The following is a 23,811-nucleotide window of genomic DNA, read 5'->3' on the forward strand; positions in this document are numbered from 1 at the left end:
TTCTACCTCAGCTTCAGGGTGGCAAGGCCGACCAATACCAGAATCACGGTGATGATCCAGAAACGGACGATCACGCGTGGCTCGGGCCAGCCCTTGAGTTCAAAGTGGTGGTGAATCGGCGCCATGCGGAACACGCGGCGACCGGTCAGCTTGAAGGAGGCAACCTGAATGACGACTGACAGGGTCTCCATCACGAACACACCGCCCATGATGAACAGGACGATTTCCTGACGGACGATCACCGCGATGGTGCCCAGGGCCGCGCCCAGCGCCAGTGCGCCGACGTCACCCATGAAAACCTGTGCCGGGTACGTGTTGAACCAGAGGAAGCCGAGCCCCGCACCGATCAACGCGCCACAGAACACGATCAACTCACCGGCACCCGGCACGTAAGGAATCAGCAGGTATTCGGCGAATTTCACGTTACCCGACAGGTAGCAGAAGATCCCCAGCCCGCCGCCCACCATGACGGTCGGCATGATCGCCAGGCCGTCGAGGCCGTCGGTCAGGTTGACCGCGTTGCTCGAGCCGACAATCACGAAATAGGTCAGGACAATGAAGCCTGCGCCCAGCGGAATGCTGTAGTCCTTGAGCATCGGCAGGATCAGCGTGGTTTCCACCGGAGTGGCGGCAGTCATATAAAGGAAGATCGCCGCGCCCAGGCCGAACACCGATTGCCAGAAGTACTTCCAGCGGCTCGGCAAGCCACGGGAATTCTTCTCGATCACCTTGCGGTAGTCATCGACCCAACCGATGGCGCCAAACAGCAACGTCACCAGCAACACCACCCAAACGTAACGGTTGGCCAGGTCAGCCCAGAGCAAGGTGCTGACGCCGATGGACGAAAGAATCAGCGCGCCACCCATGGTTGGCGTGCCCGACTTGGACAGGTGCGATTGTGGACCGTCGTTGCGAACCGATTGACCAATCTGACGGTTTTGCAGAGTACGGATCATCCACGGGCCATAGCACAGCGACAAAACCAGCGCGGTCAGCACACCGAGGATCCCGCGCAGGGTCAGGTACTGGAAGACCGCGAAGCCTTTGTAGAACTGTTGTAGATACTCCGCTAACAGCAGCAGCATTAATGTTTCTCCAGGCTGGTCCCGCACAAAGCGGCGACGATGTTTTCCATCGCAGCGCTGCGCGAGCCCTTGATCAAAATGGTGGTGTTTGTGTCTTGCTCGGCGCCAAGGGCCTTGATCAGTTCAGCCTGAGTGGTGAAGTGATAAGCCTGTTCGCCAAAAGCGTTTACGGCGTGAAGCATATTTGGCCCGACGGCATACAGTGCGCAAACCTTGCCACGGGCATAGGCGCCCACGTCGCGGTGCCCCTGCTCCGCCCAATCGCCCAACTCGCCGATATCCCCGAGCACCAGGACGGTGCGGCCGGAAAAGCCGGCGAGTATATCAACGGCGGCGCACATAGAGGTGGGGTTCGCGTTGTAAGTGTCATCAATGACGCGCATGCCATTGCTGGCCAGTTGCGCGACGGTGCGCCCCTTGACCGGTTGCACCGCGCCGAGGCCGGTGACGATGCCGAACAGCGACACGCCCAGTGCATGCGCGGCGGCCGCAGCGGCCAAGGCATTGGCAACGTTATGCGTGCCGAGCAGGTTCAGTTGAACCCGTTCCACACCTTCAGGACTGTGCAGGTTGAATGCCGGGCAACCGCGCGCATCGCGATCCAGGTCACTGGCGTAGAAATCGGCGCTGAGGTTGCTCAGGGCAAACGTCAGCACCTTGCGCTCGCCGGCGCGGGTCTTCCAGATTTGAAAGGCCTTGTCGTCAAGATTGAGCACGGCGACGCCATCGGCCGCCAGCCCTTCAATGATCTCGCCCTTGGCTTCAACGATTTTTTCCGGCCCGCCGAACTCGCCGACGTGGGCGGTCCCGGCATTGTTGAGGATGGCCACGTGAGGCTTGGTCATGCCGACGGTGTAGGCAATTTCGCCAAGCCGCGAGGCACCGAGTTCGATCACGGCAGCGGTATGTTCCGGTGCCAGCTCAAGCAGGGTCAGCGGAACGCCGAGGTCGTTGTTCAGGTTGCCACGGGTGGCCAGCACCGGACCGCGGGTGCGCAGGATGCTCGCGAGCATTTCCTTGACCGTGGTCTTGCCGCTGGAGCCCGTGATGGCCGCCACCGGATGGGTGTAGGCGGCACGGTTCAGCGCGCCGAGTTGACCGAGCGCGTGACGCGTATCTTTTACCAGCAATTGCGGCAGCGAGCTGTCGGCGACTTCGCGCTCGACCAACGCCGCGACGGCGCCTTTGGCGGCGACGTCATTGAGATAGTCATGACCATCGAAGCGCGGACCGGTCAGGGCAATGAACAGCTGGCCCGGTGTGATCGCACGGCTGTCGATACTGACGCCGTTGAACGTGGCATCGGCGGTCAGCAGACGGGCATTCAGGGCGCCGGTCAGTTCGCTCAGTTTCAAGGCTTTAAGCATGGGCCACCTCCCACGCGGTCAGGGCGTGATCGGCCTCGACCAGATCGGAAAACGCGTGACGCTGGCCATTGATTTCCTGATAGTCCTCGTGACCTTTACCGGCCAGGACGATCACGTCATCCGCCGAAGCGCTGGCGATCAATTGGGCAATCGCCTGGCCACGACCCGCGACGAAGGTGACTTTATCCACCGCCGTGAAACCGGCGCGGATGTCATCGAAAATCACCGCTGGGTCTTCAGTGCGCGGATTGTCGTCGGTGACCAGCACGCCGTCGGCCAACCGCTCGACCACTTCCGCCATCAGCGGACGCTTGCCGCGATCGCGATCACCGCCGCAACCGAACAGGCACAGCAAGCGGTCTTTGGCGTGAGGACGCAGGGCCATCAAGACTTTTTCCAGCGCATCCGGGGTGTGGGCGTAATCGACCACCACCAACGGCTGAGTGCCGCCGCCCAGACGCTGCATGCGCCCGGCCGGGCCTTCGAGTTTTGGCAGGACCTTGAGGATTTCGTCCAGCGCGTAGTCCAGGCCGAGCAAGGCGCCGACCGCGGCCAGGACGTTGCTCAGGTTGAAGCGACCGAGCAAGGTGCTGCGCAAGTGGTGCTGACCCTGAGGCGTGACCAACGTGGCGCGCACGCCTTCGTCGTCGAACTGCGCTTCCCGGCAATACAGGTAGGCGCTCGAATCTTCGAGGCTGTAGGTGATCAACCGCGATTCGCGTTTTTCGGCGGCCAGTTGCCGGCCGAAATCGTCGTCGAGGTTAACCACCCGGCATTTCAAATCGTTCCAGGCAAACAGCTTGGCCTTGGCTTCGCCGTAGGCCTGCATGGTGCCGTGGTAATCCAGGTGATCGCGGGACAGGTTGGTCATCACCGCCACTTTGAACGCCAGCGCAGTGACGCGCCCCTGATCCAGACCATGGGACGAGACTTCCATGGCCACGGCTTTGGCGCCGGCCTTTTTCAGGTCGGCGAGGGTCGCTTGCACGGCGATCGGGTTCGGCGTGGTGTGCAGGCCGCTTTCCAGCGCGCCATAGAAGCCGGTGCCCAGGGTGCCGACGATGCCGCAATGCTGGCCGAGCAAATCGAGGGCTTGGGCGACCAACTGGGTCACGCTGGTTTTGCCATTGGTGCCGGTCACGCCGATCAGGTTCAGATGGCGGCTCGGGTCACCGTAAAAACGCCCGGCGATGTCCGACAGCTGCGCCGCCAGGCCTTTGACCGGAATCAACGGCACATCGGTGATCGGCAGCACGGTGGCGCCTTCGACTTCATAAGCCACGGCAGCTGCGCCGCGCTGCAAGGCGTCGGCGATGTGCGCCCGACCGTCGAACTTGCCCCCAGGAACGGCGAGAAAAAGATCGCCAGCCCGCACGTTGCGGCTGTCCAGAGCCAGCTCGCGGATCAATAGATCGCGACCGGCGTGGGCGAAAATCTTGTTCAGACTCAGAGACATCAGCCGCGCCCTCCATTGGCTTTCAGCGGAACGACCGGTGTGGCATTTGCTTGTTGGGTAGGCGGCAAGTTGTCCGGGGTGATGTTCATCAGGCGCAACGTCCCGGACATCACTTTGCTGAACACCGGCGCCGATACCAGACCACCGAAGTAGCCGGCTTTGGTCGGTTCATCGATCACCACCACGATCGCGTATCGCGGATCGCTCATCGGCCCGAAACCGGCGAACAGCGAGCGGTAGGAATTCTCGGCGTAGCCTTTGGTGCCCACCGACGTCTTACGCGCGGTACCCGACTTGCCGGCCACGTGATACGCCGGCACCTGCGCACGGAATACACCGCGCGGGGCCTCGATCACTTGGGTCAGCATGCCTTGCATGGTTTTCGCGACAGCTTCCGGCAGCACCTGGGTGGTTTGCGCCGGCTTGTCGGTTTTGATCAGGGTCAGCGGTGCGAGGCGACCGTTGTTGGCCAGGGCCGAGAAGGCGTGGACCAGCTGGATCGCGGTCACGGAAATACCGTAGCCGTAGGACAGCGTGGCGGTTTCAGCCTTGCGCCATTCGCGGTAGTTTGGCAGGTTGCCGACGCGCTCGCCCGGGAAGCCGAGGCCGGTGTCCTGGCCGAGGCCGACTTTCTGCGCCAGGCGGAAAATCGTTTCGCCGCCGATATCGAACGCGACCTTACTCATGCCAACGTTACTGGAGTTGATCAGAATGCCGGTCAGGTCGAGCACCGGGCCTTCGGACTTGGAGACGTCCTTGATGGTGTATTTACCAATCTGCAAGGTGCCCGGGTATACCTCGACGGTATCGCTCGGCTTCCAGCGCCCGGTTTCAATCGCGGCGCTCATGGAAATGGCTTTCATGGTCGAACCCGGCTCGAACACGTCGATCATCGCGCGGTTGCGCATCATCGCCGGTTGCAGGTTGCGACGGTTGTTCGGGTTGTAGGTCGGCTGGTTGACCATGGCCAGAATCTCGCCAGTCTTGACGTCCATGATCACCAGGCTGCCGGCCTTGGCGCCGTTCTCGATGATCGCGTTACGCAGTTCGCGGTTGGCCAGGTATTGCAGGCGCAGGTCAATGGACAACGCCAAGGGCTTGCCGGCCTTGGCGTTTTTGGTGACCTGGACATCCTTGATAAGTCGGCCACGCCGATCCTTGATGACCTGTCGCTTGCCGGGCACGCCGGCGAGCCATTCGTCATAGGCCAGCTCGACCCCTTCACGACCGTGGTCATCGATGTCGGTAAATCCGACCATGTGCGCGGTGACTTCACCGGCCGGGTAGAAACGGCGGAACTCTTCGATGCCGTAGACGCCCGGAACTTTCAGGTCGAGCACCGACTGGCCTTGCTCAGGCGTCAGCCCGCGCACCAGATAGATGAATTCTTTATTGGCCTGGGCTTCGAGACGTTCGGCCAGGGCTTTAGGGTCTTGACCCAGCGCCGCCGCCAGTGCTGGCCATTTTTCTTTGGCCAGCTGCATTTCCTTGGCGTTGGCCCACAGGGTAGTGACCGGGGTACTCACGGCCAACGGCTCGCCGTTACGGTCGGTGATCAGACCACGGTGCGCCGGAATCGGAATATGACGAACGCTGCGCGCATCGCCCTGCCCCTTGAGGAAGGCACGGTCAACGACTTGCAGGTCAATGATGCGCCAGGTGATGGCCGCGACCATGACGCCGAGCAAACCCAGCACCAGGCGAAACCGCCATGGAAAGAGTGCGCCTTCGAGTTTCATCATGGCGCCACCATCTGCACTTCAGCGGCGCCAGGAATGCGCATCTTCAGTTGCTCGGTCGCCAGGACTTCGATACGGCTGTGGGCGGTCCAGGTGCTCTGTTCGAGAATCAACCGGCCCCATTCCGCCTGCGCTTTGTCGCGCACGCTCAACTCGTTGTACAGCGTGTTCAACAGTTGACGGTTCCAGTGAGCGCTGTAGGACACGCCGATGGCCGACACGAGCACGCCCACAAACAGCAGCAGCATGAAAAAGCTTCCGCCGGGAAGTGGCTTGGCGAAAAGCTTGCTCACCGCAGCTTCTCCGCGACGCGCATGACGGCGCTCCGGGAACGTGGGTTGGCTTTGAGTTCGGCCTCGGAGGCGGACTGCGCTTTGCCATGGATTTTGATGATGGGTTCGAAGGCGACGTGACGCACCGGCAGATTGCGCGGCAAGTTGTCGGCTTCACCCTTGACCAGTTTGCGCATGAACAGTTTGACGATACGGTCTTCCAGCGAATGGAAACTGATGACCACCAGGCGGCCACCGATTTCCAGGCAGGCCAGTGCGGCTTCGAGGCCGGCTTCCAGATCGCCCAGCTCGTTGTTGACGTGGATACGCAGGCCCTGGAACGCGCGGGTCGCCGGGTTCTTGCCCTTCTCCCACGCCGGGTTGGCGACTTTCAGGACTTCAGCCAGGTCGCCAGTGCGTTCAAAAGGCTTGATGTCGCGACGCTCGGCCACGGCACGGGCCATGCGACCGGAGAAACGTTCTTCGCCGTATTCCTTGAACACCCGGGCAATTTCTTCGACCGGGGCGGTGTTGACGAATTCGGCAGCGCTGATCCCGCGGGACGGGTCCATGCGCATGTCCAGCGGGCCATCGTTGAGGAAACTGAAACCGCGCTCAGGGTCGTCGAGCTGTGGCGAGGACACGCCCAGGTCGAGCAGAACACCGCTGACCTTGCCGGCCAGGCCGCGTTCGGCGACTTCAGAACCGAGCTCGGCAAAGCTGCGCTGCACAACGACAAAGCGGCCGTCTTCGGCCGCCAGCGCTTGCCCGGTGGCAATCGCTTGAGGATCCTTGTCAAATCCGAGCACCCGACCCTCGGGGCCGAGCTGGCTGAGGATCAACCGGCTGTGGCCGCCACGCCCGAACGTACCGTCCAGATAGCAGCCATCAGGACGTACGGCGAGAGCCTCTACGGCTTCGTCGAGCAGTACGGTGATGTGGTTAAAGCCGCTATCAATAGTCACAGGATCAAATCACGCAGTTCATCAGGCATCGCGCCCGGTTGTTGAATAGCAGCCAGGTCAGCAGCAGAAACCGCATCCCAGGCATCCTCGTCCCACAATTGGAACTTGTTCAGTTGGCCTACCAACATCGCGCGCTTATCCAACTTGGCATATTCGCGCAGACGCGGCGGAACCAGAAAACGACCACTGCCATCGAGCTCGAGGTCGACGGCATTACCAATCAATAAACGTTGCAGGCGGCGGTTCTCTTCGCGAAGCGAAGGCAGTGCGCGCAGTTTGGTTTCAATAATTTCCCACTCATCGAGGGGGTAAACACACAAACACGGATCAACGGCATCGATTGTGACGATCAGCTGACCGGAACTACGCGAAACGAGCTCGTCACGGTACCGGCTCGGCATGGCGAGACGGCCTTTTGCGTCGAGACTGATAGCGTTAGCTCCGCGAAACACGTCTGCGTTTCTCCAAATTTTAGCGTTTTGAGCTCAAAAAACCCACTTCATGCCACTTTCCGCCACTTGCGCACACTATAGGAATGCGGCTACCGCACCGTCAAGGCGCGCATTCAAGGAAAACCCTTACAGAACTGAGATTTAGGAGTGCAAAAGGAGGGGTAACGAGAATTCGACGAATGAATTTGCCCGATAACTTGAATCAGCACAGAAGGCTGCGTTCAGAAGTTAAAGTAGTTTGTTAAGAGTAAGATTTTTTTGGTATTACAAATGGGGTTCTGCGATGGATTGTGCAAGGACGGAAATCGATGCCACGGGACTGTAGTTTTGTCGCTCCCAGAGCAGGCCAATCGATATCACACAACCCTTCTGCCAATCATTGTACAAGGAGGGAATTTGTTACTGCCAACGCCCTGCTCATGATTAAAGCAGAGGGATAGAAAAAGGTGGAGAGTCGATCTGTAAGCCGGGTTCTGTCTTGAACAGTCATTCGTCTACGATGGCCATCACTGGACATCTTTAGCAACCTACCCGGTCCCAGCGCGGGCCACGCCTTGGGACCCTATTTGGTCTTGCTCCAAGTGGGGTTTACCTAGCCACGAACTGTTGCCAGACGTGCGGTGCGCTCTTACCGCACCTTTTCACCCTTACCGGCGCCGAAGCGCTTAGGCGGTTATTTTCTGTGGCACTTTCCGTAGGCTCACGCCTCCCAGGCATTACCTGGCACTTCGCCCTATGGAGCCCGGACTTTCCTCCCCCCCCTAATTTTCATAGAGGGCAGCGACTGTCCGATCGACTCTCCGCCGCGAAGGTTAACGGCAGAGCGGCCGAAGAACAAGCGCTAAACGCCTTCAGCCGCGCCTGTGCGTCGGTTTTTAGTCGCCTTTCTGTTGATCCAGCGCGACCTGATAGAGCACATTCTTACGCTCCCCGGTAATTTGCGCGGCCAACGCGGCCGCACGCTTGAGCGGCATCTCTTCAAGCAACAGGTTCAAAATGCGCATCGCCTCACTGCTGACCGCGTCCTCGGTCTCGGGGGCAGACCAGCCCGCGACCAACACCACGCATTCGCCGCGCTGCTGATTGCTGTCCGACTCGACGAACGCGCGCAGTTCGGCCAACGGCAATCCCTTGAGGGTTTCGAAGGTTTTGGTGATTTCACGCGCAAGCAGCGCCGGACGTTCGCCGCCGAAGACCAGTTCCATGTCTTGCAGGCATTCAAGGATGCGGTGCGGGGCCTCATAGAAAATCAGTGTGCGCGGCTCTTCCTTGACCAGCTCCAGACGTGCGCGCCGCCCTACCGCCTTGGCCGGCAGAAAACCTTCGAAGATAAAACGGTCCGACGGCAGACCCGCCGCCGACAACGCCGCGATCAATGCGCAGGCACCCGGAACCGGCACCACGTTGATGCCCGCTGCACGGGCCTGACGCACCAGGTGATAACCCGGATCGGAAATCAGCGGTGTCCCGGCGTCGGAGATCAGCGCCACATCATCACCCGCCAGCAAACGGGTGATAAAACGGCTACCTTCATCCCGCTCGTTGTGTTCATGACAGGCCGCCAACGGCGTGGGAATGCCGAAATGCTGCATCAACCGCTGGGAATGGCGGGTGTCTTCGGCGGCGATCAACGCCACCTCACGCAGGATTTTCAGGGCACGCGCACTGATGTCGTCCAGGTTGCCAATGGGCGTCGCCACCACATAAAGCGAGCCAGCAGCGGAATTCAAAGCACCTGGAGCAGTCAAAGCGCACACCTCATGATCGGTAAAAGTCGCCATTGTAGCGCGTAGCGACGTTCGCGATACGCGCAAGCAACCCTTGGTTTCACAGCCTATTGTGCAGCGCTGCAACATTTGCACGAGCTAAATTGATCGATTCACGCCAGTAACATCGCGCCCCGGCCAGTGCTTGGGTACAATTCCACGCTAATTTGATCGAGTATCAGGAACACTACATGATCGCTTGCCTGCGGCTGTTCACTGCCCTCTGCCTCGCTGCCTTGCTGGCGGCTTGCGCCAGCTCGCCCTCTTCCAGCCTTGGCGAACTTCCACGCACCCCGGATGCCAGTATCGAGCAACTGCTCGACCAGGCCGCCAAAAGCAAAACGCCGGAAGACGCGGCCCTGTTGCGCCTGAGCGCGGCAGACCTGGCCTATCGTCAGGGGAATGCCGGCCAGTCCGCGCAGATCCTGCAACAAGTGCCAGTCGAAACACTCAAGCCTGGCCCGCAGGTCTTCGCCAGCACCCTGGCAGCTGAACTGGCCATGACCCGCAATCAGCCCAAGGCGGCGCTCACGGCCTTGAGCCATCCGAGCCTGCAACGCCTGGGCGAACTGCCCGTCGAGCAACAGGTGCGCACCGGCACCGTACACGCCCGCGCCCTTGAAGCTGACGGCCAGACCCTGGCCGCCGCACGCGAGCGGATTTTTATTGCGCCGATGCTCGAAGGCGAAGCCGCCAGCAAAAACCACGAAGCGATCTGGACCCTGATCGCTTCGCTGCCGACCGATCAACTGCAACCGACCACCAACGATGACCTTGGCGGCTGGATGGGCCTGGCGCTGGCCGTGAAATCTGCCGGCACCGTGGAACAGCAACAAGCCGCGATCGATACCTGGCGCGAACAGAATCCAAAGCACCCGGCCGCCATTCAATTGCCGCTGCCATTGACCAAGCTCAAGGAACTGGCCAGCCAGCCCTTGGGCAAAATCGCCCTGCTGCTGCCGCAAGACGGTCCGCTGGCCTCGGTGGGTAAAGCCCTGCGTGAAGGTTTCATGGCCGCTCATTACCAGGCCCAACAAGCCGGGCAGAAGCCGCCCGCCATCGAGTTCTATGACAGCTCCAGGCTGACATCGATGGACGAGTTCTACCGCAAGGCCCAGGCCGACGGCGTGCAATTGGTGGTCGGCCCGCTGGAGAAGCCGCTGGTCAAACAGCTCAGCACTCGCCCGCAACTGCCGATCACTACCCTGGCGTTGAACTACAGCGAAGGCGAACAAGGTCCGGCCCAACTGTTCCAGTTCGGCCTTGCCGCTGAAGACGAAGCCCGCGAAGTGTCCCGTCGCGCTCGCGCCGATGGCCTGCATCGCGCCGCAATCATGGTGCCGAAAGGTGAATGGGGCGATCGTGTTCTCAAGGCGTTCAGCCAGGATTGGCAAGCCAACGGTGGCAGCATTGTCGCCACCGAACGCGTCGACCAACCCGTGCAACTGGCCCAGCAGATTGCCGACATGTTCCAGCTGCGCCAGAGCGAAGGCCGCGCCAAGAGCCTGCAAAGCACCGTGGGTGGGCAGGTAGCGGCCCAGCCTTCGCGTCGCCAGGACATCGAGTTCATCTTCCTGGCCGCCACACCTCAGCAGGCCCAGCAGATCAAGCCGACCTTGAACTTCCAATACGCGGGTGACGTGCCGGTGTACGCCACGTCCCACGTGTTCAGCGCCAGCGGCGACGTGAACCAGTACAACGACATGAACGGCATTCGCTTCTGCGAAACCCCATGGTTGCTGGATGCCAATGATCCACTGCGCAAACAGGTCACCGCACAATGGCCACAGGCCGGTGGCAGCCTCGGCCGCCTCTACGCGATGGGTGTTGATGCCTATCGCCTGGCGCCACGCCTGGGCCAACTCAAAGCCTTGCCGGACAGCCGCATCGAAGGTCAATCGGGCAGCCTGGGCATGACGCCGAACCAGCGCGTCGTGCGTCAGTTGCCGTGGGCACAGTTCGTCAACGGCCAGGTTCAACGCCTGCCGGACACCGCGCGCTGATGCCCGACAGGTCACGCCAGCAAAGCGGTAAAGATGCCGAGCGGCATGCGCTCGAGCATCTGCAACAACAAGGTCTGCGCCTGCTGGCGCAGAACTGGTTGTGTAAACGCGGCGAGCTTGATCTGGTCATGCTTGATGGCGATACAGTAGTATTCGTTGAAGTTCGCTACAGAAAAAACACTCAATGGGGTGGCGCGCTCGATAGCATCGATGAGCGCAAACGGCAGAAACTGATTTTTGCCGCGCAGTATTTTCTTCAGCGCGAGTCGCGTTGGGCCAATTCCCCTTGCCGTTTCGACGTGGTTGCCATCGACAGCAACCTCGATCAGTTGAACTGGTTGCAGAATGCCTTCGACAGCTGATCGCGCACGTCCCGAACCGGACACTTTCACCCAACACTTTTGCTCTTTGCTTTGCGGGCTGCACATTCATGTGCCGAGTAGCCGCGCTAATTAAGGTCACACAGATGGACATGCAATCCCGAATTCGCCAGCTTTTTCAGGCCAGTATCGACACCAAGCAACAGGCGATGGAAGTACTTGCACCGCACATCGAGCAAGCCAGCCAGGTCATGGTCAACGCCTTGCTCAACGAAGGCAAAATGCTCTCCTGCGGCAACGGCGGTTCTGCCGGCGATGCCCAGCACTTTTCGTCCGAGCTGCTTAACCGCTTCGAACGCGAACGCCCGAGCCTGCCAGCCATAGCGCTGACCACCGACAGCTCGACGATCACCTCGATCGCCAACGACTACAGCTACAACGAAATCTTCTCCAAACAGATCCGCGCCCTTGGCCAGCCGGGTGACGTACTGCTGGCCATTTCCACCAGCGGCAACTCGGCAAACATAATTCAAGCGATCCAGGCCGCACATGATCGCGAAATGATTGTCGTAGCATTGACGGGTCGTGACGGCGGCGGCATGGCGTCACTGCTTTTGCCCGAGGACGTCGAAATTCGCGTACCGGCCAACGTCACTGCACGTATTCAGGAAGTCCACCTGCTGGCGATCCACTGCCTTTGCGACTTGATCGACAGCCAACTGTTCGGGAGTGAAGAATGACCCCTAATCGCCTAGGCCTACTGGCCTTGACCCTGTGCCTCGTCGGCATCAGCGGCTGCACCTCGGTGGTTAACGCCAGCCGTGAAGCGCCGATTGAAGATGACCGCGGCACCCGCACCTTCGGCAGCAAGATCGACGACTCCCTGATCGACACCAAGGTTGGTGTGAACATCGCCAAGGCCGACCCGGCCCTGGACAACGACTCGCACATCGTCGTCACCAGCTTCAACGGCGTTGTGCTGCTCGCCGGGCAAACCCCGCGCGCCGACCTCAAGGCCAAGGCTGAACAAGCCGCCGCTGCGGTTCAGCGGGTGAAGACGGTGCACAACGAACTGCAAGTGCTGCCCCCTTCCGGCTTCCTTGCGCGCCAGAACGACACCTGGCTGACCTCCAAGATCAAGACCCAGATGCTCACCGACCCGAACATCCCGGGCTCGCGCATCAAGGTGGTGACCGAGAACGGCATCGTCTACCTGCTGGGCCTGCTGACCAAACAGGAAGCTGCCCAGGCGACCAACCTGGTGCAAGGTGTATCCGGCGTGCAGAAGATTGTGAAACTGTTCGAGTACATCGACTGACAAGTCCGTGCCGTGGATGGCGATCTCGGGATCACCATCGTCCTGTAGGAGCACAGCTTGCTGGCGATGGCGCACCTGAGATCGCCTTCGCCGGCAAGCCGTGCTCCTACAGTAATAAAAAAGGCGATCCTTTCGGATCGCCTTTTTTATTACTTCACCACCTTCAAACTCGGTCGACCGCTAGGCCGCGGCGGCTCGCTGTCGGGTGGCGGGATATCGTCATCCGGCTCGATCTCTTCCTCGTCTTCCATGGGCGATTCCAGATCAAACACCATGCCCTGACCGTTCTCCCGGGCGTAAATGCCCAGGATCGATGCGATAGGCACGTACAGCGTGTGCGGCACGCCACCGAAGCGCCCTTCGAAGCTGACCGCTTCGTTGTCCATGTGCATATGGCGCACGGCTGCCGGCGATACGTTCAGGACAATCTGTCCGTCACTGGCAAAACCCTGAGGCACCTGCACCGACGGATACTCGGAATTGACCAGCATGTGCGGGGTGCAATCGTTGTCCACAATCCACTCGTAGAGCGCGCGGACCAGATAAGGTCGACTGGAGTTCATAGCGGCTCCTTAAGCCTTAGCGCATATCGCGTTCGACACCAGACAGACTCGCCTGGAAAGCCTCACGCGCAAACGAGCGCTCCATATAATCAAGCAGCGGCTTGGCTGGCCGCGGCAGTTCTATACCCAGAATCGGCAATCGCCAGAGTATGGGCAATAGGCAGCAATCCACCAGACTTTGTTCCTCACTGAGGAAAAACGGCTTGTCGGCGAACAACGGCGACACACCGGTCAGGCTTTCGCGCAGCTCTTTACGAGCCACCACGCGGGCTGCTTCCTTGGACCGGGAATCCAGGATCAGATCCACAAGGCCACACCAGTCACGCTGAATACGATGAATCAGCAGACGGCTGTTGGCACGCGCCACGGGATAAACCGGCAGTAAAGGCGGGTGCGGGTAACGCTCATCCAGATATTCCATCACCACGGTCGACTCCCACAACGCCAGGTCACGATCGACCAGGGTGGGCAAGCTGCCGTAAGGGTTCACTTCAATCAGTTTAGGCGGCTGGCGACCAGCTTCCACGTAAATGATCTCAGCGCTGACACCCTTCTCTGCAAGTACGATGCGCACTCGGTGGGAATAGTGGTCGGCGGGGTCGGAGTAACAGGCCAACCGATTGGTCACGCCCATGGCGGTCCTCCTCGCTTGTTGAAATTATCGGAAGCGGAAAAACGCACGCGCCCAGAGGGCGCCTCCCGTAACGCCTGGATCACCAGGCTCGTTACACCTTCAGAGACGCCCTTGGGCGCGCGCGATTAACAGCAATTGCTTGAAGCTCTATCAGTGCACATCTTTCCAGTATTCGCGCTTGAGCAAATAGGCGAATACGAAGAAGAACGCCAGGTACAGCAAGACGTAAGTACCGATGCGCTGATGTTGCAGCTTAACCGGGTTAGCCGAGTAAGCGAGGAAGGTTACCAGATTCTTGACCTTCTCATCGAACTGCTCTTCGGTCAGGGTTCCGCTCTTCGGCACAATGGTCATCTGATCGCACGCTTCATGAGTCAGCGCGGTACCGGTCAGCGGATCATATTGCTTCTTGCCGTCTTCGACGACCTGGACCTGTTTGCAACCGATGACCTGGCGACCTTGCAGGCCCACCAGCACGTTAGGCATGCCCACGTTCGGGAACACCTTGTTGTTCACGCCCCAAGGACGCGACGGGTCTTCGTAGAAAGATTTCAGGTAACCGTAGAGCCAGTCAGTACCCCGCACGCGGGCAACCAGGGTCAGGTCGGGCGGCGCCGCACCGAACCAGGTCTTGGCGTCAGCCGGTTGCATGCCGATGCTCATGTGGTCGCCGATCTTGGCGCCCGTGAACACCAGCTTCGAGAGCATCAGGTCATGAGGAATGCCCAGGTCATCGGCCACACGCTCGTAACGCTGGAACTTGGCGCTGTGGCAACCCATGCAGTAGTTGGCGAACGTACGCGCACCATCCTGCATGGCCGCTTTGTCGGAAACGTCGATGTCGACCTTTTCCAGTTCGGGACCACCGTGTTCAGCCGCGAAGGACAGCACAGGCATGGCAGCAAGAATCAGTACAGCAAATAGCTTTTTCATCAGCCAGTCACCCTTTCCGGAACCGGTTTGGTCTTCTCGAGCCTGGTGTAGAACGGCATCAGAATGAAGTAGGCGAAGTACAGGAAGGTACATACCTGCGACAGCAACGTACGGCCTGGCGTTGGAGCCAGAACACCCAACACGCCCAGGATCACGAACGAGATGCAGAACACCCAAAGCCAGATCTTGCTCAACCAGCCTTTGTAGCGCATCGACTTGACCGGGCTACGGTCGAGCCACGGCAGGACGAACAGCACAGCGATGGCCGCGCCCATGGCGATAACGCCCAGGAGCTTGTCCGGAATCGCCCGCAGAATCGCGTAGAACGGTGTGAAGTACCAGACCGGAGCGATGTGCTCTGGGGTCTTGAAGGCATTCGCCACTTCAAAGTTCGGCTTCTCGAGGAAGTAACCGCCCATTTCCGGGAAGAAGAACACGATCGAACAGAAGATGAACAGGAACACCACTACGCCGACGATATCTTTCACGGTGTAGTACGGGTGGAAGGCAATGCCGTCCAGCGGTACGCCGTTTTCGTCTTTGTATTTCTTGATGTCCACGCCGTCCGGGTTGTTCGAACCGACTTCGTGCAGCGCCAGTACGTGCAGCACCACCAGACCGAGGATCACGATCGGCAAGGCCACGACGTGCAGGGCGAAGAAGCGGTTCAGGGTAATACCGGAAATCAGGTAGTCACCACGGATCCACTGGGTCAGGTCGTTGCCGATGACCGGGATCGCACCGAACAGCGAGATGATCACCTGGGCCCCCCAGTAGGACATCTGGCCCCACGGCAGCAGATAGCCCATGAAGGCTTCAGCCATCAGCGCCAGGTAGATCAGCATGCCGAACACCCACACCAGCTCACGCGGCTTCTGGTACGAACCGTAGAGCAAGCCACGGAACATGTGCAGATAGACCACGATGAAGAACGCCGAGGCGCCGGTGGAGTGCAGCAGACGCAGGATCGAGCCGTACTCGACGTCGCGCATGATGTATTCGACGGACGCAAACGCTTCTTCCGCCGACGGGGTGTAACTCATGGTCAGCCAGACACCGGTAACGATCTGGTTGACCAGAACGAGCAGCGCCAGGGAGCCAAAGAAATAGAAGAAGTTGAAGTTCTTCGGGGCGTAGTACTTGCTGAGATGGTCTTCCCACATTTTGGTCGCGGGAAAGCGCGCATCAACCCAATCCATGAACTTGCTCATCACGCTTTCTCCGTATCGACGCCAATGACAATGATGTCATCGGTCTCATAGGAATGCGGGGGAACTGGCAGGTTCAAAGGCGCAGGTTGCGACTTGTAGACGCGGCCAGCCAGATCGTAGTGGGAACCGTGGCAAGGGCAGAAATAACCACCTACCCAGTCCTTGCCCAGATCCGCAGGCGCCACTTCTGGACGGAAGGTCGGCGAGCAACCCAGGTGCGTACAGATACCGATCAGCAGCAGAACCTCTGGCTTGATCGAACGCGTTTCCGGGTCGACATAGGTCGGTTGTGTCGAGTTCTTGGAGGTTGGGTCAGATAGCTGGCCCTCGATCTTTTTCAGATTCCCCAGGATTTCCGCAGTACGGCGGACGATAAATACCGGCTGGCCTCGCCACTCAGCAATCATCTGCTGGCCTGGCTCGATTTTGCTGACATTTACTTTCACCGGTGCACCTGCGGCTTTCGCCTTGGCACTGGGAAACCATGACCCCACGAACGGGACCGCAGCCCCCACCGCTCCTGCAGCACCCACCACGGATGTGGCTGCTACCAAGAAGCGACGCCGGCCTGCATTCACGCCGTCATTGCTCATTCAGTCCTCTCCCATCAGCTTTGTGGCCTGTTAAATCAGGCATCTACTAAGTAAATCTATGCACTTATAAAAATTTTGCCGAATGGTAATGAAAAGCCCCAATTCTGACAAGGTAATTACCGAGGGGCTCCACTGCCAAGCCTTGCAGTATAGGGGCTCTACGGATGTGGCAAGTTGTCACAGCGCAATTCTTTGATAAATCGCGCCCATAAAAAAACGCCCAGCTTCGCGAGGAAACTGGGCGTTCTTTTTGAACGCGAAAGCGAATTAACGCTTCGAGTACTGCGGACGCTTACGCGCTTTACGCAGACCAACTTTCTTACGTTCAACTTCACGAGCATCGCGAGTAACGAAGCCAGCTTTGCGCAGAGCGCCACGCAGGGTTTCGTCGTACTGCATCAGTGCGCGAGTGATACCGTGGCGGATTGCGCCAGCTTGACCACTTACACCACCGCCGATCACGGTGACGTAGATGTCGAATTTCTCGACAGTCTCAGTCAATTCCAGCGGCTGACGAACTACCATGCGGGCAGTTTCGCGGCCGAAGAAATTATCCAGCGAACGGTTGTTGATGGAGATGTTACCAGTACCCGGACGCAGGAAAACGCGTGCGGTTGCGGTCTTGCGACGGCCAGTGCCGTAATTTTGAGTCGCCGACATAATGAACTATTCCGTTAAAACTTCAGTTCTTGGGGCTGCTGAGCAGTATGAGGGTGTACAGCGCCCGCATAGACTTTCAGCTTACGATACATGTCGCGACCCAGCGGGTTCTTAGGCAGCATGCCTTTGACCGCGGTCTCGATCACGCGCTCAGGGGCTTTAGCGATCAGCTTTTCGAAGTTGATCGACTTGATGCCGCCCGGGAAACCGGAGTGGGAGTAGTAGATTTTGTCGGTGGTTTTAGCACCGGTTACACGAATCTGCTCGGCATTGATAACGACGATGTAATCACCGGTGTCAACGTGAGGAGTGTACTCAGCTTTATGCTTGCCACGCAGACGGCTCGCGATTTCGGTGGCCAGACGACCCAGGGTCTGACCTGCAGCGTCGACGACAAACCAGTCGCGCTGTACTGTTTCCGGTTTAGCAGTAAAAGTTTTCATTCTTTATAGCCTCAGGGGCCGCCCTGTAAATTAGACGGCGGATCTTACTGAATAGTGCGTACTTTGACAAGTCAAAGGCAGCCGGATACAGACGCTTTCGGGGGCTCGGGTCGGCGCGTCCGTTCAACGGCAAGATTCTTCGGCGGCGGCGCATCACTTCCACTGCAGAAAGAGGTGCGCAATTATGCAGATTGCGAAAAATAATTCAACCTGCTTTTATGATTGTTTTGCCAAAGGAGCACCCGATGGACTATCGCCAGCTAGGCCGAACCGATCTGAACGTGAGTGCAATCTGCCTCGGAACCATGACCTGGGGCGAGCAAAACAGCGAGGCTGAAGCCTTCGCCCAGATTGAACGGGCCAAAAGCGCCGGGATCAATTTCATCGATACCGCCGAGATGTACCCGGTGCCGCCAAAGGCCGATACCTACGCCACCACCGAACGCTACATCGGCAATTACTTCAAAAGTCGCGGCGATCGCGCCGACTGGATCCTCGCCAGCAAGATCGCCGGCCCCGGCAACACCATCGATTACATCCGCGACAAAAACCTGCGGCATAACCGCCAGCACATCACCGAAGCCGTGGATGCGAGCCTCAAGCGCCTGCAGACCGACTACATCGACCTGTATCAATTGCACTGGCCTGAGCGCAGCACCAACTTTTTTGGTCAGCTGGGCTACAAACACAAGACCGAAGCCAACCTGACTCCGCTGGAGGACACCCTCGAAGCACTGGACGAACAGGTCAAGGCCGGCAAGATCCGCCACATCGGCCTGTCCAACGAAACACCGTGGGGCACCATGCGCTTCCTGGCGCTGGCCGAAGCCCGTGGCTGGCCGCGCGCGGTGTCGATCCAGAACCCTTACAACCTGCTCAACCGCAGCTTCGAAGTCGGCCTGGCGGAAATCGCCATCCGCGAACAGTGCGGCTTGCTCGCCTATTCGCCGCTGGCGTTCGGTTTCCTGTCGGGCAAGTACGAAGGTGGCGCGCGTCCGCCCAAAGGCCGCTTGAGCCTCTACAGCCGCTTCAGTCGCTATTTCAACCCGCAGTCGGAAGCCGCGTGCAGCCGTTATGTGGCACTGGCTCGTGAGCATGGCCTGGACCCGGCGCAGATGGCATTGGCGTTCGTCACACAGCAGCCATTCGTGACCAGCAACATCATCGGCGCGACCACGATGGAGCAACTGGAGAGCAACATTGCCAGCTTCGACCTGAAGCTGTCGGATGAAGTGCTGGAAGGGATTGAGGCGATCCACAAGGATCATCCGAACCCTGCACCTTGATTGATCTTTAGATCCAATCGCGGGCAAGCCCGCTCCCACAGGTGCAGCGCATTCCTTGTGGGAGCGGGCTTGCCCGCGATGGCGATACTGAACTCACAACAGCGTCAAAGCGACCGCGCAATAATCTCCTTCATGATCTCATTGGTGCCAGCATAGATCCGCTGCACCCGCGCATCCGCCCACGCCCGGGCCACCGGGTATTCCCACATGAACCCGTAGCCGCCATGCAACTGCACGCATTCGTCGAGCACCTTGCATTGCAGGTCCGTGCCCCAGTACTTGGCCATCGCCGCCGTCGGCACGTCGAGCTTGCCTTCCAGGTGCAGCTCCAGGCACCGATCGACGAAGACCCGGCCAATCTGAATCTCGGTCGCCATCTCCGCCAGTTTGAAGCGAGTGTTCTGGAAATCCGCGATGGCCTGGCCGAACGCCTTGCGCTCACGGGTGTATTCCAGCGTCCATTGCAGCGCCGCTTCAGCCGACGCCAGCCCGCCGATGGCCACGGTGAGTCGCTCTTGCGGCAGTTCCTGCATCAGATAAGCAAAGCCCATCCCGGCCTGGCCCAGCAGGTTTTCCTTGGGCACCCGCACGTCCTGGAAGAACAGCTCCGAGGTGTCCTGGGCTTTCATGCCGACTTTTTCCAGACGCTTGCCCTTGGCGAAGCCTGGGGTGTCGGCCTCCACCAGAAACAGGCTGGTGCCCTTCGCGCCCGCTTTCGGATCAGTCTTGGCCACGACGATCACCAGGTCAGCCAGAAAACCATTGGTGATGAAGGTCTTCGAACCGTTGATCACGTACTCGTCGCCATCCAGCACCGCAGTGGTTTTCACCCCTTGCAGGTCGGACCCGGCGCCTGGTTCGGTCATGGCAATCGCGGTGACCATTTCGCCGGAGACCAGTTTTGGCAGGTATTTGTGTTTCAGCGCTTCACTGCCGTAATGCAGGATGTAAGGCGCAACAATGTCCGAATGCAGGGAAAAACCGATGCCGGTCAGGCCAAGACGACCGACCTCTTCGATCACCACCGCGCTGTAAAGAAAGTCCGCCCCAAGCCCGCCGTATGCTTCCGGCAGGTGCGAACACAACATCCCCGCCTCCCCTGCCTTGTTCCAGAGTTTACGGTCGATGTAGCCCTGTTTTTCCCATTGCCCATGAAACGGCACCGCCTCTTTTTCGAGGAACGTTCGCACGCTGTCGCGAAAAAGTTCGTGCTCGGAACTGAACAAGGTTCTGGGGATCATGCGGCACCTGTCGTTATTGTTAGAAGGATTGACCTTCAGAGACTAAGCCCCGCATTCGATACAGGACACTGGACACATCAGACAAAAAATAAGACGATCCAGCCGTCTGGTGACCACTATCCCTTATAAAAATAAAGTTGAATTATGTCTAAGCAAGTCTCCACGCCCCTGCGGCGCGTCAGCATCCTGGCTATCGACCGGGTTTTCGCTTCCACCCTCATGCAAGCCAAGGATTTTTTCCACTTGGCCAGCCTGCGTTACGGCAAACAACTGGGCCACGGCCTGACTCCGGCGTTCGAAACCCGGTTGGTCAGCCCCGACGGCAAACCGGTGAACAGCTTCAGCGATGTGATCATGCCGGTGGACGGCGGCCTGGAAAACGCCGACATCATCATCCTCCCGGCTTTCTGGGACGATTTCGAAACCCTGTGCCAACGTTATCCACAAGTCCTGCCGTGGCTGCGTCAGCAACATGCGCGCGGCGCGGTGCTCTGCGGCGAGGCCACGGGGGTGTTCTGGCTCGCCGAGGCGGGCTTGCTCGATGGCAAGGAGGCGACCACTTACTGGCGCTTTTTCAATGCGTTTGCCGAGCGCTTCCCGAAGGTTCAGCTCAATCAGGACAAGCACCTGACCGACGCCGACAACCTGTATTGCGCGGGCGGCACCACGTCGGCCTGCGACCTTTATATCTACCTGATCGAACGCTTCTGTGGCGCCAACGTGTCCCAGGCCGTGGCCCGCGACATTCTGTATGAAGTGCAGCGCAGCTATTCGCCGGGCCGAATCGGTTTCGGCGGGCAGAAACTGCACCAGGACGTGATCATCCTGCAGATCCAGCACTGGCTCGAAGAACACTTCGCCGACAAATTCCGCTTCGAAGACGTCGCTCGCGAACACGGCATGAGCATCCGCAACTTCATGCGCCGCTTCCAGACCGCCACCGGCGACAAGCCACTGCATTACCTGCAACGACTGCGCATCGAGACCGCCAAGGGTTTGCTGTCCGGCAGCCGCAAGAGCATCAAAACCATCAGTTATGAAGTCGGTTATGACGATGCGAGTTTCTTTGCGCGCCTGTTCCGCCAACACACCGAGCTCTCGCCGAACCAGTATCGGCAGCAGTTTCAACAAGCCGCATAACGGTTGATACAGGCGCCGCCCCGCATTGGCCTGGCGGTGCCTGCTTCAGAACTAAACTGCACAGGCCAATGGTGTTTAAAGTTAACGACAAAGTGATTACTTCCCTTACATGAAAAACGGAACACAGAGCACCCAATAAGTCCTTTGGACGATTGTGAGCCGCTGACTGAAAAGCACACTCTATTCTTCCCGCCAGCTGACTGTACTTCAGGGAAGATCAACAATGACAACAGAAATAAATCCCCCGCCTCTCTCCTGCAACGACAAAGCCGAAAGTCTCCAGGCCAAAAATAAATGGGCAGGCCGATTCCCAAATCCGCCGGACTTATGCTTTGACTACCGGGCATTGATTGAGCAAGAACACGGTATAGCAAAGGCAACTAATCCAACGCATAAGATATGCATCATTGGCGCAGGCGTTACCGGACTCACTGCCGCCCGGGAACTGTATCGTTGCGGTTTTACCAACGTGACACTGATCGAACAATCGACCCGTATCGGCGGCAGACACCTGACCGTCCATGGCCGCCATCCCATTAAAGAAAGTCATACGCCTTTCGAGATGGGTGCCATGCGCCTGCCCTTCTTCAACAGGGAAAACGAGCCACCCAAAGAGGGTCGATCGCTGATGGCTTACTACGCCAAGGCATTTGACCTGGCGCTATCGGACTTCCCCAATCCGGGAAGCCGGTGGGTGAGTTCGACAGGGATTTATCTTCAGGAAGGCAACCTCGGCGGTCGCGCGGATCCGCACATGTTGATCTGGACGAATGCAGACGGCTTGACGCCTCCACCCGACGAGGCACTGCAAACGGTTTATGCCAAGTGGAAAGCCTTTGCCGCGAGGATGACCCGCCAGATTGCGCCGATATACGCCACGCAGGAATGGGAAGCTGTCTGGGCGGCTATCGTCGAACGGTACGAGCGTGTTTCGTTTCGCGACCTGGTCTGCATGTCGGTGCTGCAAACCTGGGACAAAGATACACCTGGGGATTTCGGTGGAGTCGGCATGACCTCGCACGAATCAACCCTGTTCTATTCGATCGGCATTGGCGACGGTAGCTGGGGCGCTTTTTATGACGTGTGTTCGCTTTACCCGCTGCGCACCGCCATTTTCGGGTTCAGCAGCCGCCTGCAACTGATTCACGGCCGGGTCGATGCGTGCGGCGAACCGCTTCCCGCGCCTTACTTGCACAGCAACACTGTTCTCGACGCGAAGGGCCTGCCTTTCGACAGTCCGCGCTACATCGGCCTGGCGGCGCTGGACGAATGCCTGCTGTTCATGAACACCGACAGCGCGCATAAATCGTTCTACGAACATTGCTTGGAAAGAGGCGACGGTTTCTACACCGACTCATCCGTCAGCAAACTAACGAAGCTGAACGATCAAAAAATACGTGTCTACTACAGGTGGAAATTCAGCCAGCCCTGTCAATCGCAGGAACTGTTCGACGACTTTGACGCTGTCATTATGACCCTGCCTTCATGGCTGATCGAAACAGGTATCCAACTCGAAAACTTCAATCAGCAGATGTTGCCGTTCGCGATGATCAACGCTTACAAAACAGCGCACTGGGAAACCAGTTGCAAAGTCTACGCGCCCTTAAATAAATCCTTCCTTTCAAGTAACACCAGGATCCCGCAAGCCATTGTCACCGACAGTTTCATTCATGACGTTTATAGCTATCGCTACAACGATCATTATCCCTACGACTGCATCTTATTAAGTTACACGTGGGAGGATGACGCCACCAAACTGGCGCTGTTTAACGATCAGGAACTGGTGGCGAAGTGCGTAGAGGAACTCGACCGAATACTGATGAACTCCGCCAATATCCAGGAGAGAATTTCGCCCTACATTCAAACTGAACAGGCCTTGGTCCAACGCTGGATGACGGACAGAAACGCCTTGGGCTGCGCAAAGTTGTACAGACCCGGCACTTACTACGACGCAGTGAGCTTGATGAAGTACAACCGGGATTTCTCGCACGTGTCCGGCCTGTATTTTTCCGGCGAATCGTTTTCAGTTGATGCCGGCTGGACAGAGCCCTGCTTTCGTGGCGCCGTGGATGCGGTGATTCATATCTGCAATAAAACCGCAGCGGTATTCAACGGCGGATTCTGCATGAGCGACTACCCGCACTACCGCCTCCGCAACTGACGCCCTGCTCCATCGCCCAGAACCAATGCGCCCTGTGCATTGGTTCTGCGCTGCGCAACCGCTCTATTACGCCATCTCGCGCCCCGACAGAGAAAGTCGGCAGCTCTGCCCTGCGCGATCTTCGGACATGGACTACAGCTCACACGGAAGCCGCTGACTTACGTAAAAACGCCATTTCCACTCTTATAAACACGCAACTAAAC

At 58.8% G+C, this 23,811-nt stretch carries 23 protein-coding genes and 1 other RNA gene; 7 read left to right on the plus strand and 17 right to left on the minus strand.

Annotation, left to right across the window (positions count from 1 at the left end; genetic code table 11):
* Window positions 1–2 precede the first annotated feature (2 nt).
* The 9 genes from mraY to rsmI all read right to left on the minus strand — a co-directional run bounded on the left by mraY (window position 3) and on the right by rsmI (window position 9,117).
* On the minus strand, window positions 3–1,085 hold the full coding sequence (mraY, locus tag ACA057_RS26035) for a phospho-N-acetylmuramoyl-pentapeptide-transferase (RefSeq protein ID WP_007904350.1): 1,083 nt from the start codon (window positions 1,083–1,085) through the stop codon (window positions 3–5).
* Window positions 1,085–2,452, minus strand: coding sequence for a UDP-N-acetylmuramoyl-tripeptide--D-alanyl-D-alanine ligase (locus ACA057_RS26040; RefSeq protein WP_497343503.1), 1,368 nt, complete (start codon window positions 2,450–2,452; stop codon window positions 1,085–1,087). Before ACA057_RS26040 ends, mraY begins: the two co-directional genes overlap by 1 nt.
* A complete protein-coding gene (locus ACA057_RS26045) occupies window positions 2,445–3,908 on the minus strand; it encodes a UDP-N-acetylmuramoyl-L-alanyl-D-glutamate--2,6-diaminopimelate ligase (protein ID WP_497343505.1) in 1,464 nt (487 codons plus the stop codon). Before ACA057_RS26045 ends, ACA057_RS26040 begins: the two co-directional genes overlap by 8 nt.
* Complete coding sequence (locus tag ACA057_RS26050; protein ID WP_497350020.1) at window positions 3,908–5,647, minus strand: peptidoglycan D,D-transpeptidase FtsI family protein; 1,740 nt, start codon at window positions 5,645–5,647, stop codon at window positions 3,908–3,910. Before ACA057_RS26050 ends, ACA057_RS26045 begins: the two co-directional genes overlap by 1 nt.
* The gene (ftsL, locus tag ACA057_RS26055; RefSeq protein WP_401365039.1) at window positions 5,647–5,940 is read right to left on the minus strand and encodes a cell division protein FtsL; all 294 of its coding nucleotides are present in this window, start codon (window positions 5,938–5,940) and stop codon (window positions 5,647–5,649) included. The genes ACA057_RS26050 and ftsL overlap by 1 nt, the downstream gene beginning before the upstream one ends.
* On the minus strand, window positions 5,937–6,884 hold the full coding sequence (rsmH, locus tag ACA057_RS26060) for a 16S rRNA (cytosine(1402)-N(4))-methyltransferase RsmH (RefSeq protein WP_401365042.1): 948 nt from the start codon (window positions 6,882–6,884) through the stop codon (window positions 5,937–5,939). The genes ftsL and rsmH overlap by 4 nt, the downstream gene beginning before the upstream one ends.
* Window positions 6,881–7,336 (minus strand): division/cell wall cluster transcriptional repressor MraZ, encoded by a 456-nt coding sequence (gene mraZ, locus ACA057_RS26065; protein WP_008147486.1) that lies wholly within the window; start codon window positions 7,334–7,336, stop codon window positions 6,881–6,883. Before mraZ ends, rsmH begins: the two co-directional genes overlap by 4 nt.
* Before the next feature lie 446 nt (window positions 7,337–7,782).
* An RNA gene (rnpB, locus tag ACA057_RS26070) (RNase P RNA component class A) lies at window positions 7,783–8,136 on the minus strand.
* Window positions 8,137–8,211: 75 nt separating this feature from the next.
* Window positions 8,212–9,117: a 16S rRNA (cytidine(1402)-2'-O)-methyltransferase gene (gene rsmI / locus ACA057_RS26075; protein WP_497343508.1), complete on the minus strand. Its 906-nt coding sequence runs from the start codon at window positions 9,115–9,117 to the stop codon at window positions 8,212–8,214.
* Window positions 9,118–9,293: 176 nt separating this feature from the next.
* On the opposite strand from rsmI, the gene ACA057_RS26080 reads away from it, so the two are divergent.
* From ACA057_RS26080 to ACA057_RS26095, 4 genes are all read left to right on the plus strand, one after another.
* Window positions 9,294–11,105 carry a penicillin-binding protein activator gene (locus tag ACA057_RS26080; protein ID WP_497343510.1) on the plus strand — a complete coding sequence of 604 codons (1,812 nt, stop codon included), beginning with the start codon at window positions 9,294–9,296 and terminating at the stop codon, window positions 11,103–11,105.
* Window positions 11,105–11,467, plus strand: a complete 363-nt coding sequence (locus tag ACA057_RS26085; protein ID WP_019582357.1) for a YraN family protein — start codon at window positions 11,105–11,107, stop codon at window positions 11,465–11,467. Before ACA057_RS26080 ends, ACA057_RS26085 begins: the two co-directional genes overlap by 1 nt.
* Before the next feature lie 104 nt (window positions 11,468–11,571).
* On the plus strand, window positions 11,572–12,165 hold the full coding sequence (locus tag ACA057_RS26090) for a phosphoheptose isomerase (RefSeq protein ID WP_007972584.1): 594 nt from the start codon (window positions 11,572–11,574) through the stop codon (window positions 12,163–12,165).
* Complete coding sequence (locus ACA057_RS26095; RefSeq protein ID WP_059406201.1) at window positions 12,162–12,743, plus strand: BON domain-containing protein; 582 nt, start codon at window positions 12,162–12,164, stop codon at window positions 12,741–12,743. The genes ACA057_RS26090 and ACA057_RS26095 overlap by 4 nt, the downstream gene beginning before the upstream one ends.
* Window positions 12,744–12,892: 149 nt before the next feature.
* Here ACA057_RS26095 and ACA057_RS26100 read toward each other — a convergent pair whose 3' ends face one another.
* From ACA057_RS26100 to rplM, 7 genes are all read right to left on the minus strand, one after another.
* Window positions 12,893–13,306, minus strand: a complete 414-nt coding sequence (locus ACA057_RS26100; RefSeq protein WP_059406200.1) for a ClpXP protease specificity-enhancing factor — start codon at window positions 13,304–13,306, stop codon at window positions 12,893–12,895.
* Between the two features lie 16 nt (window positions 13,307–13,322).
* Window positions 13,323–13,940, minus strand: a complete 618-nt coding sequence (locus ACA057_RS26105; protein ID WP_008155978.1) for a glutathione S-transferase N-terminal domain-containing protein — start codon at window positions 13,938–13,940, stop codon at window positions 13,323–13,325.
* A 150-nt stretch (window positions 13,941–14,090) separates the two neighbouring features.
* Window positions 14,091–14,873, minus strand: coding sequence for a cytochrome c1 (locus ACA057_RS26110; protein ID WP_401365054.1), 783 nt, complete (start codon window positions 14,871–14,873; stop codon window positions 14,091–14,093).
* On the minus strand, window positions 14,873–16,084 hold the full coding sequence (locus tag ACA057_RS26115) for a cytochrome b (protein ID WP_489376388.1): 1,212 nt from the start codon (window positions 16,082–16,084) through the stop codon (window positions 14,873–14,875). The genes ACA057_RS26110 and ACA057_RS26115 overlap by 1 nt, the downstream gene beginning before the upstream one ends.
* Window positions 16,084–16,677 carry a ubiquinol-cytochrome c reductase iron-sulfur subunit gene (gene petA, locus ACA057_RS26120; RefSeq protein WP_033061319.1) on the minus strand — a complete coding sequence of 198 codons (594 nt, stop codon included), beginning with the start codon at window positions 16,675–16,677 and terminating at the stop codon, window positions 16,084–16,086. Before petA ends, ACA057_RS26115 begins: the two co-directional genes overlap by 1 nt.
* Window positions 16,678–16,944: 267 nt before the next feature.
* Entirely contained in the window at window positions 16,945–17,337 is a 393-nt protein-coding gene (rpsI, locus tag ACA057_RS26125) for a 30S ribosomal protein S9 (protein WP_002555064.1), read from the minus strand.
* Between the two features lie 14 nt (window positions 17,338–17,351).
* Window positions 17,352–17,780, minus strand: a complete 429-nt coding sequence (rplM, locus tag ACA057_RS26130) for a 50S ribosomal protein L13 (RefSeq protein WP_007905295.1) — start codon at window positions 17,778–17,780, stop codon at window positions 17,352–17,354.
* A 245-nt stretch (window positions 17,781–18,025) separates the two neighbouring features.
* On the opposite strand from rplM, the gene ACA057_RS26135 reads away from it, so the two are divergent.
* Complete coding sequence (locus ACA057_RS26135) at window positions 18,026–19,066, plus strand: NADP(H)-dependent aldo-keto reductase (protein WP_497343515.1); 1,041 nt, start codon at window positions 18,026–18,028, stop codon at window positions 19,064–19,066.
* A gap of 104 nt (window positions 19,067–19,170) precedes the next feature.
* Here ACA057_RS26135 and ACA057_RS26140 read toward each other — a convergent pair whose 3' ends face one another.
* Window positions 19,171–20,307 (minus strand): acyl-CoA dehydrogenase family protein, encoded by a 1,137-nt coding sequence (locus ACA057_RS26140; protein WP_401360507.1) that lies wholly within the window; start codon window positions 20,305–20,307, stop codon window positions 19,171–19,173.
* Window positions 20,308–20,550: 243 nt separating this feature from the next.
* Between ACA057_RS26140 and ACA057_RS26145 the strand changes: the two genes are divergently transcribed.
* Window positions 20,551–21,447 (plus strand): GlxA family transcriptional regulator, encoded by an 897-nt coding sequence (locus ACA057_RS26145; RefSeq protein ID WP_177333677.1) that lies wholly within the window; start codon window positions 20,551–20,553, stop codon window positions 21,445–21,447.
* A gap of 223 nt (window positions 21,448–21,670) precedes the next feature.
* Entirely contained in the window at window positions 21,671–23,608 is a 1,938-nt protein-coding gene (locus ACA057_RS26150; protein WP_497343517.1) for a flavin monoamine oxidase family protein, read from the plus strand.
* Window positions 23,609–23,811: the final 203 nt, after the last annotated feature.

It is taken from the genome of Pseudomonas sp. LBUM1661 (assembly GCF_059695925.1).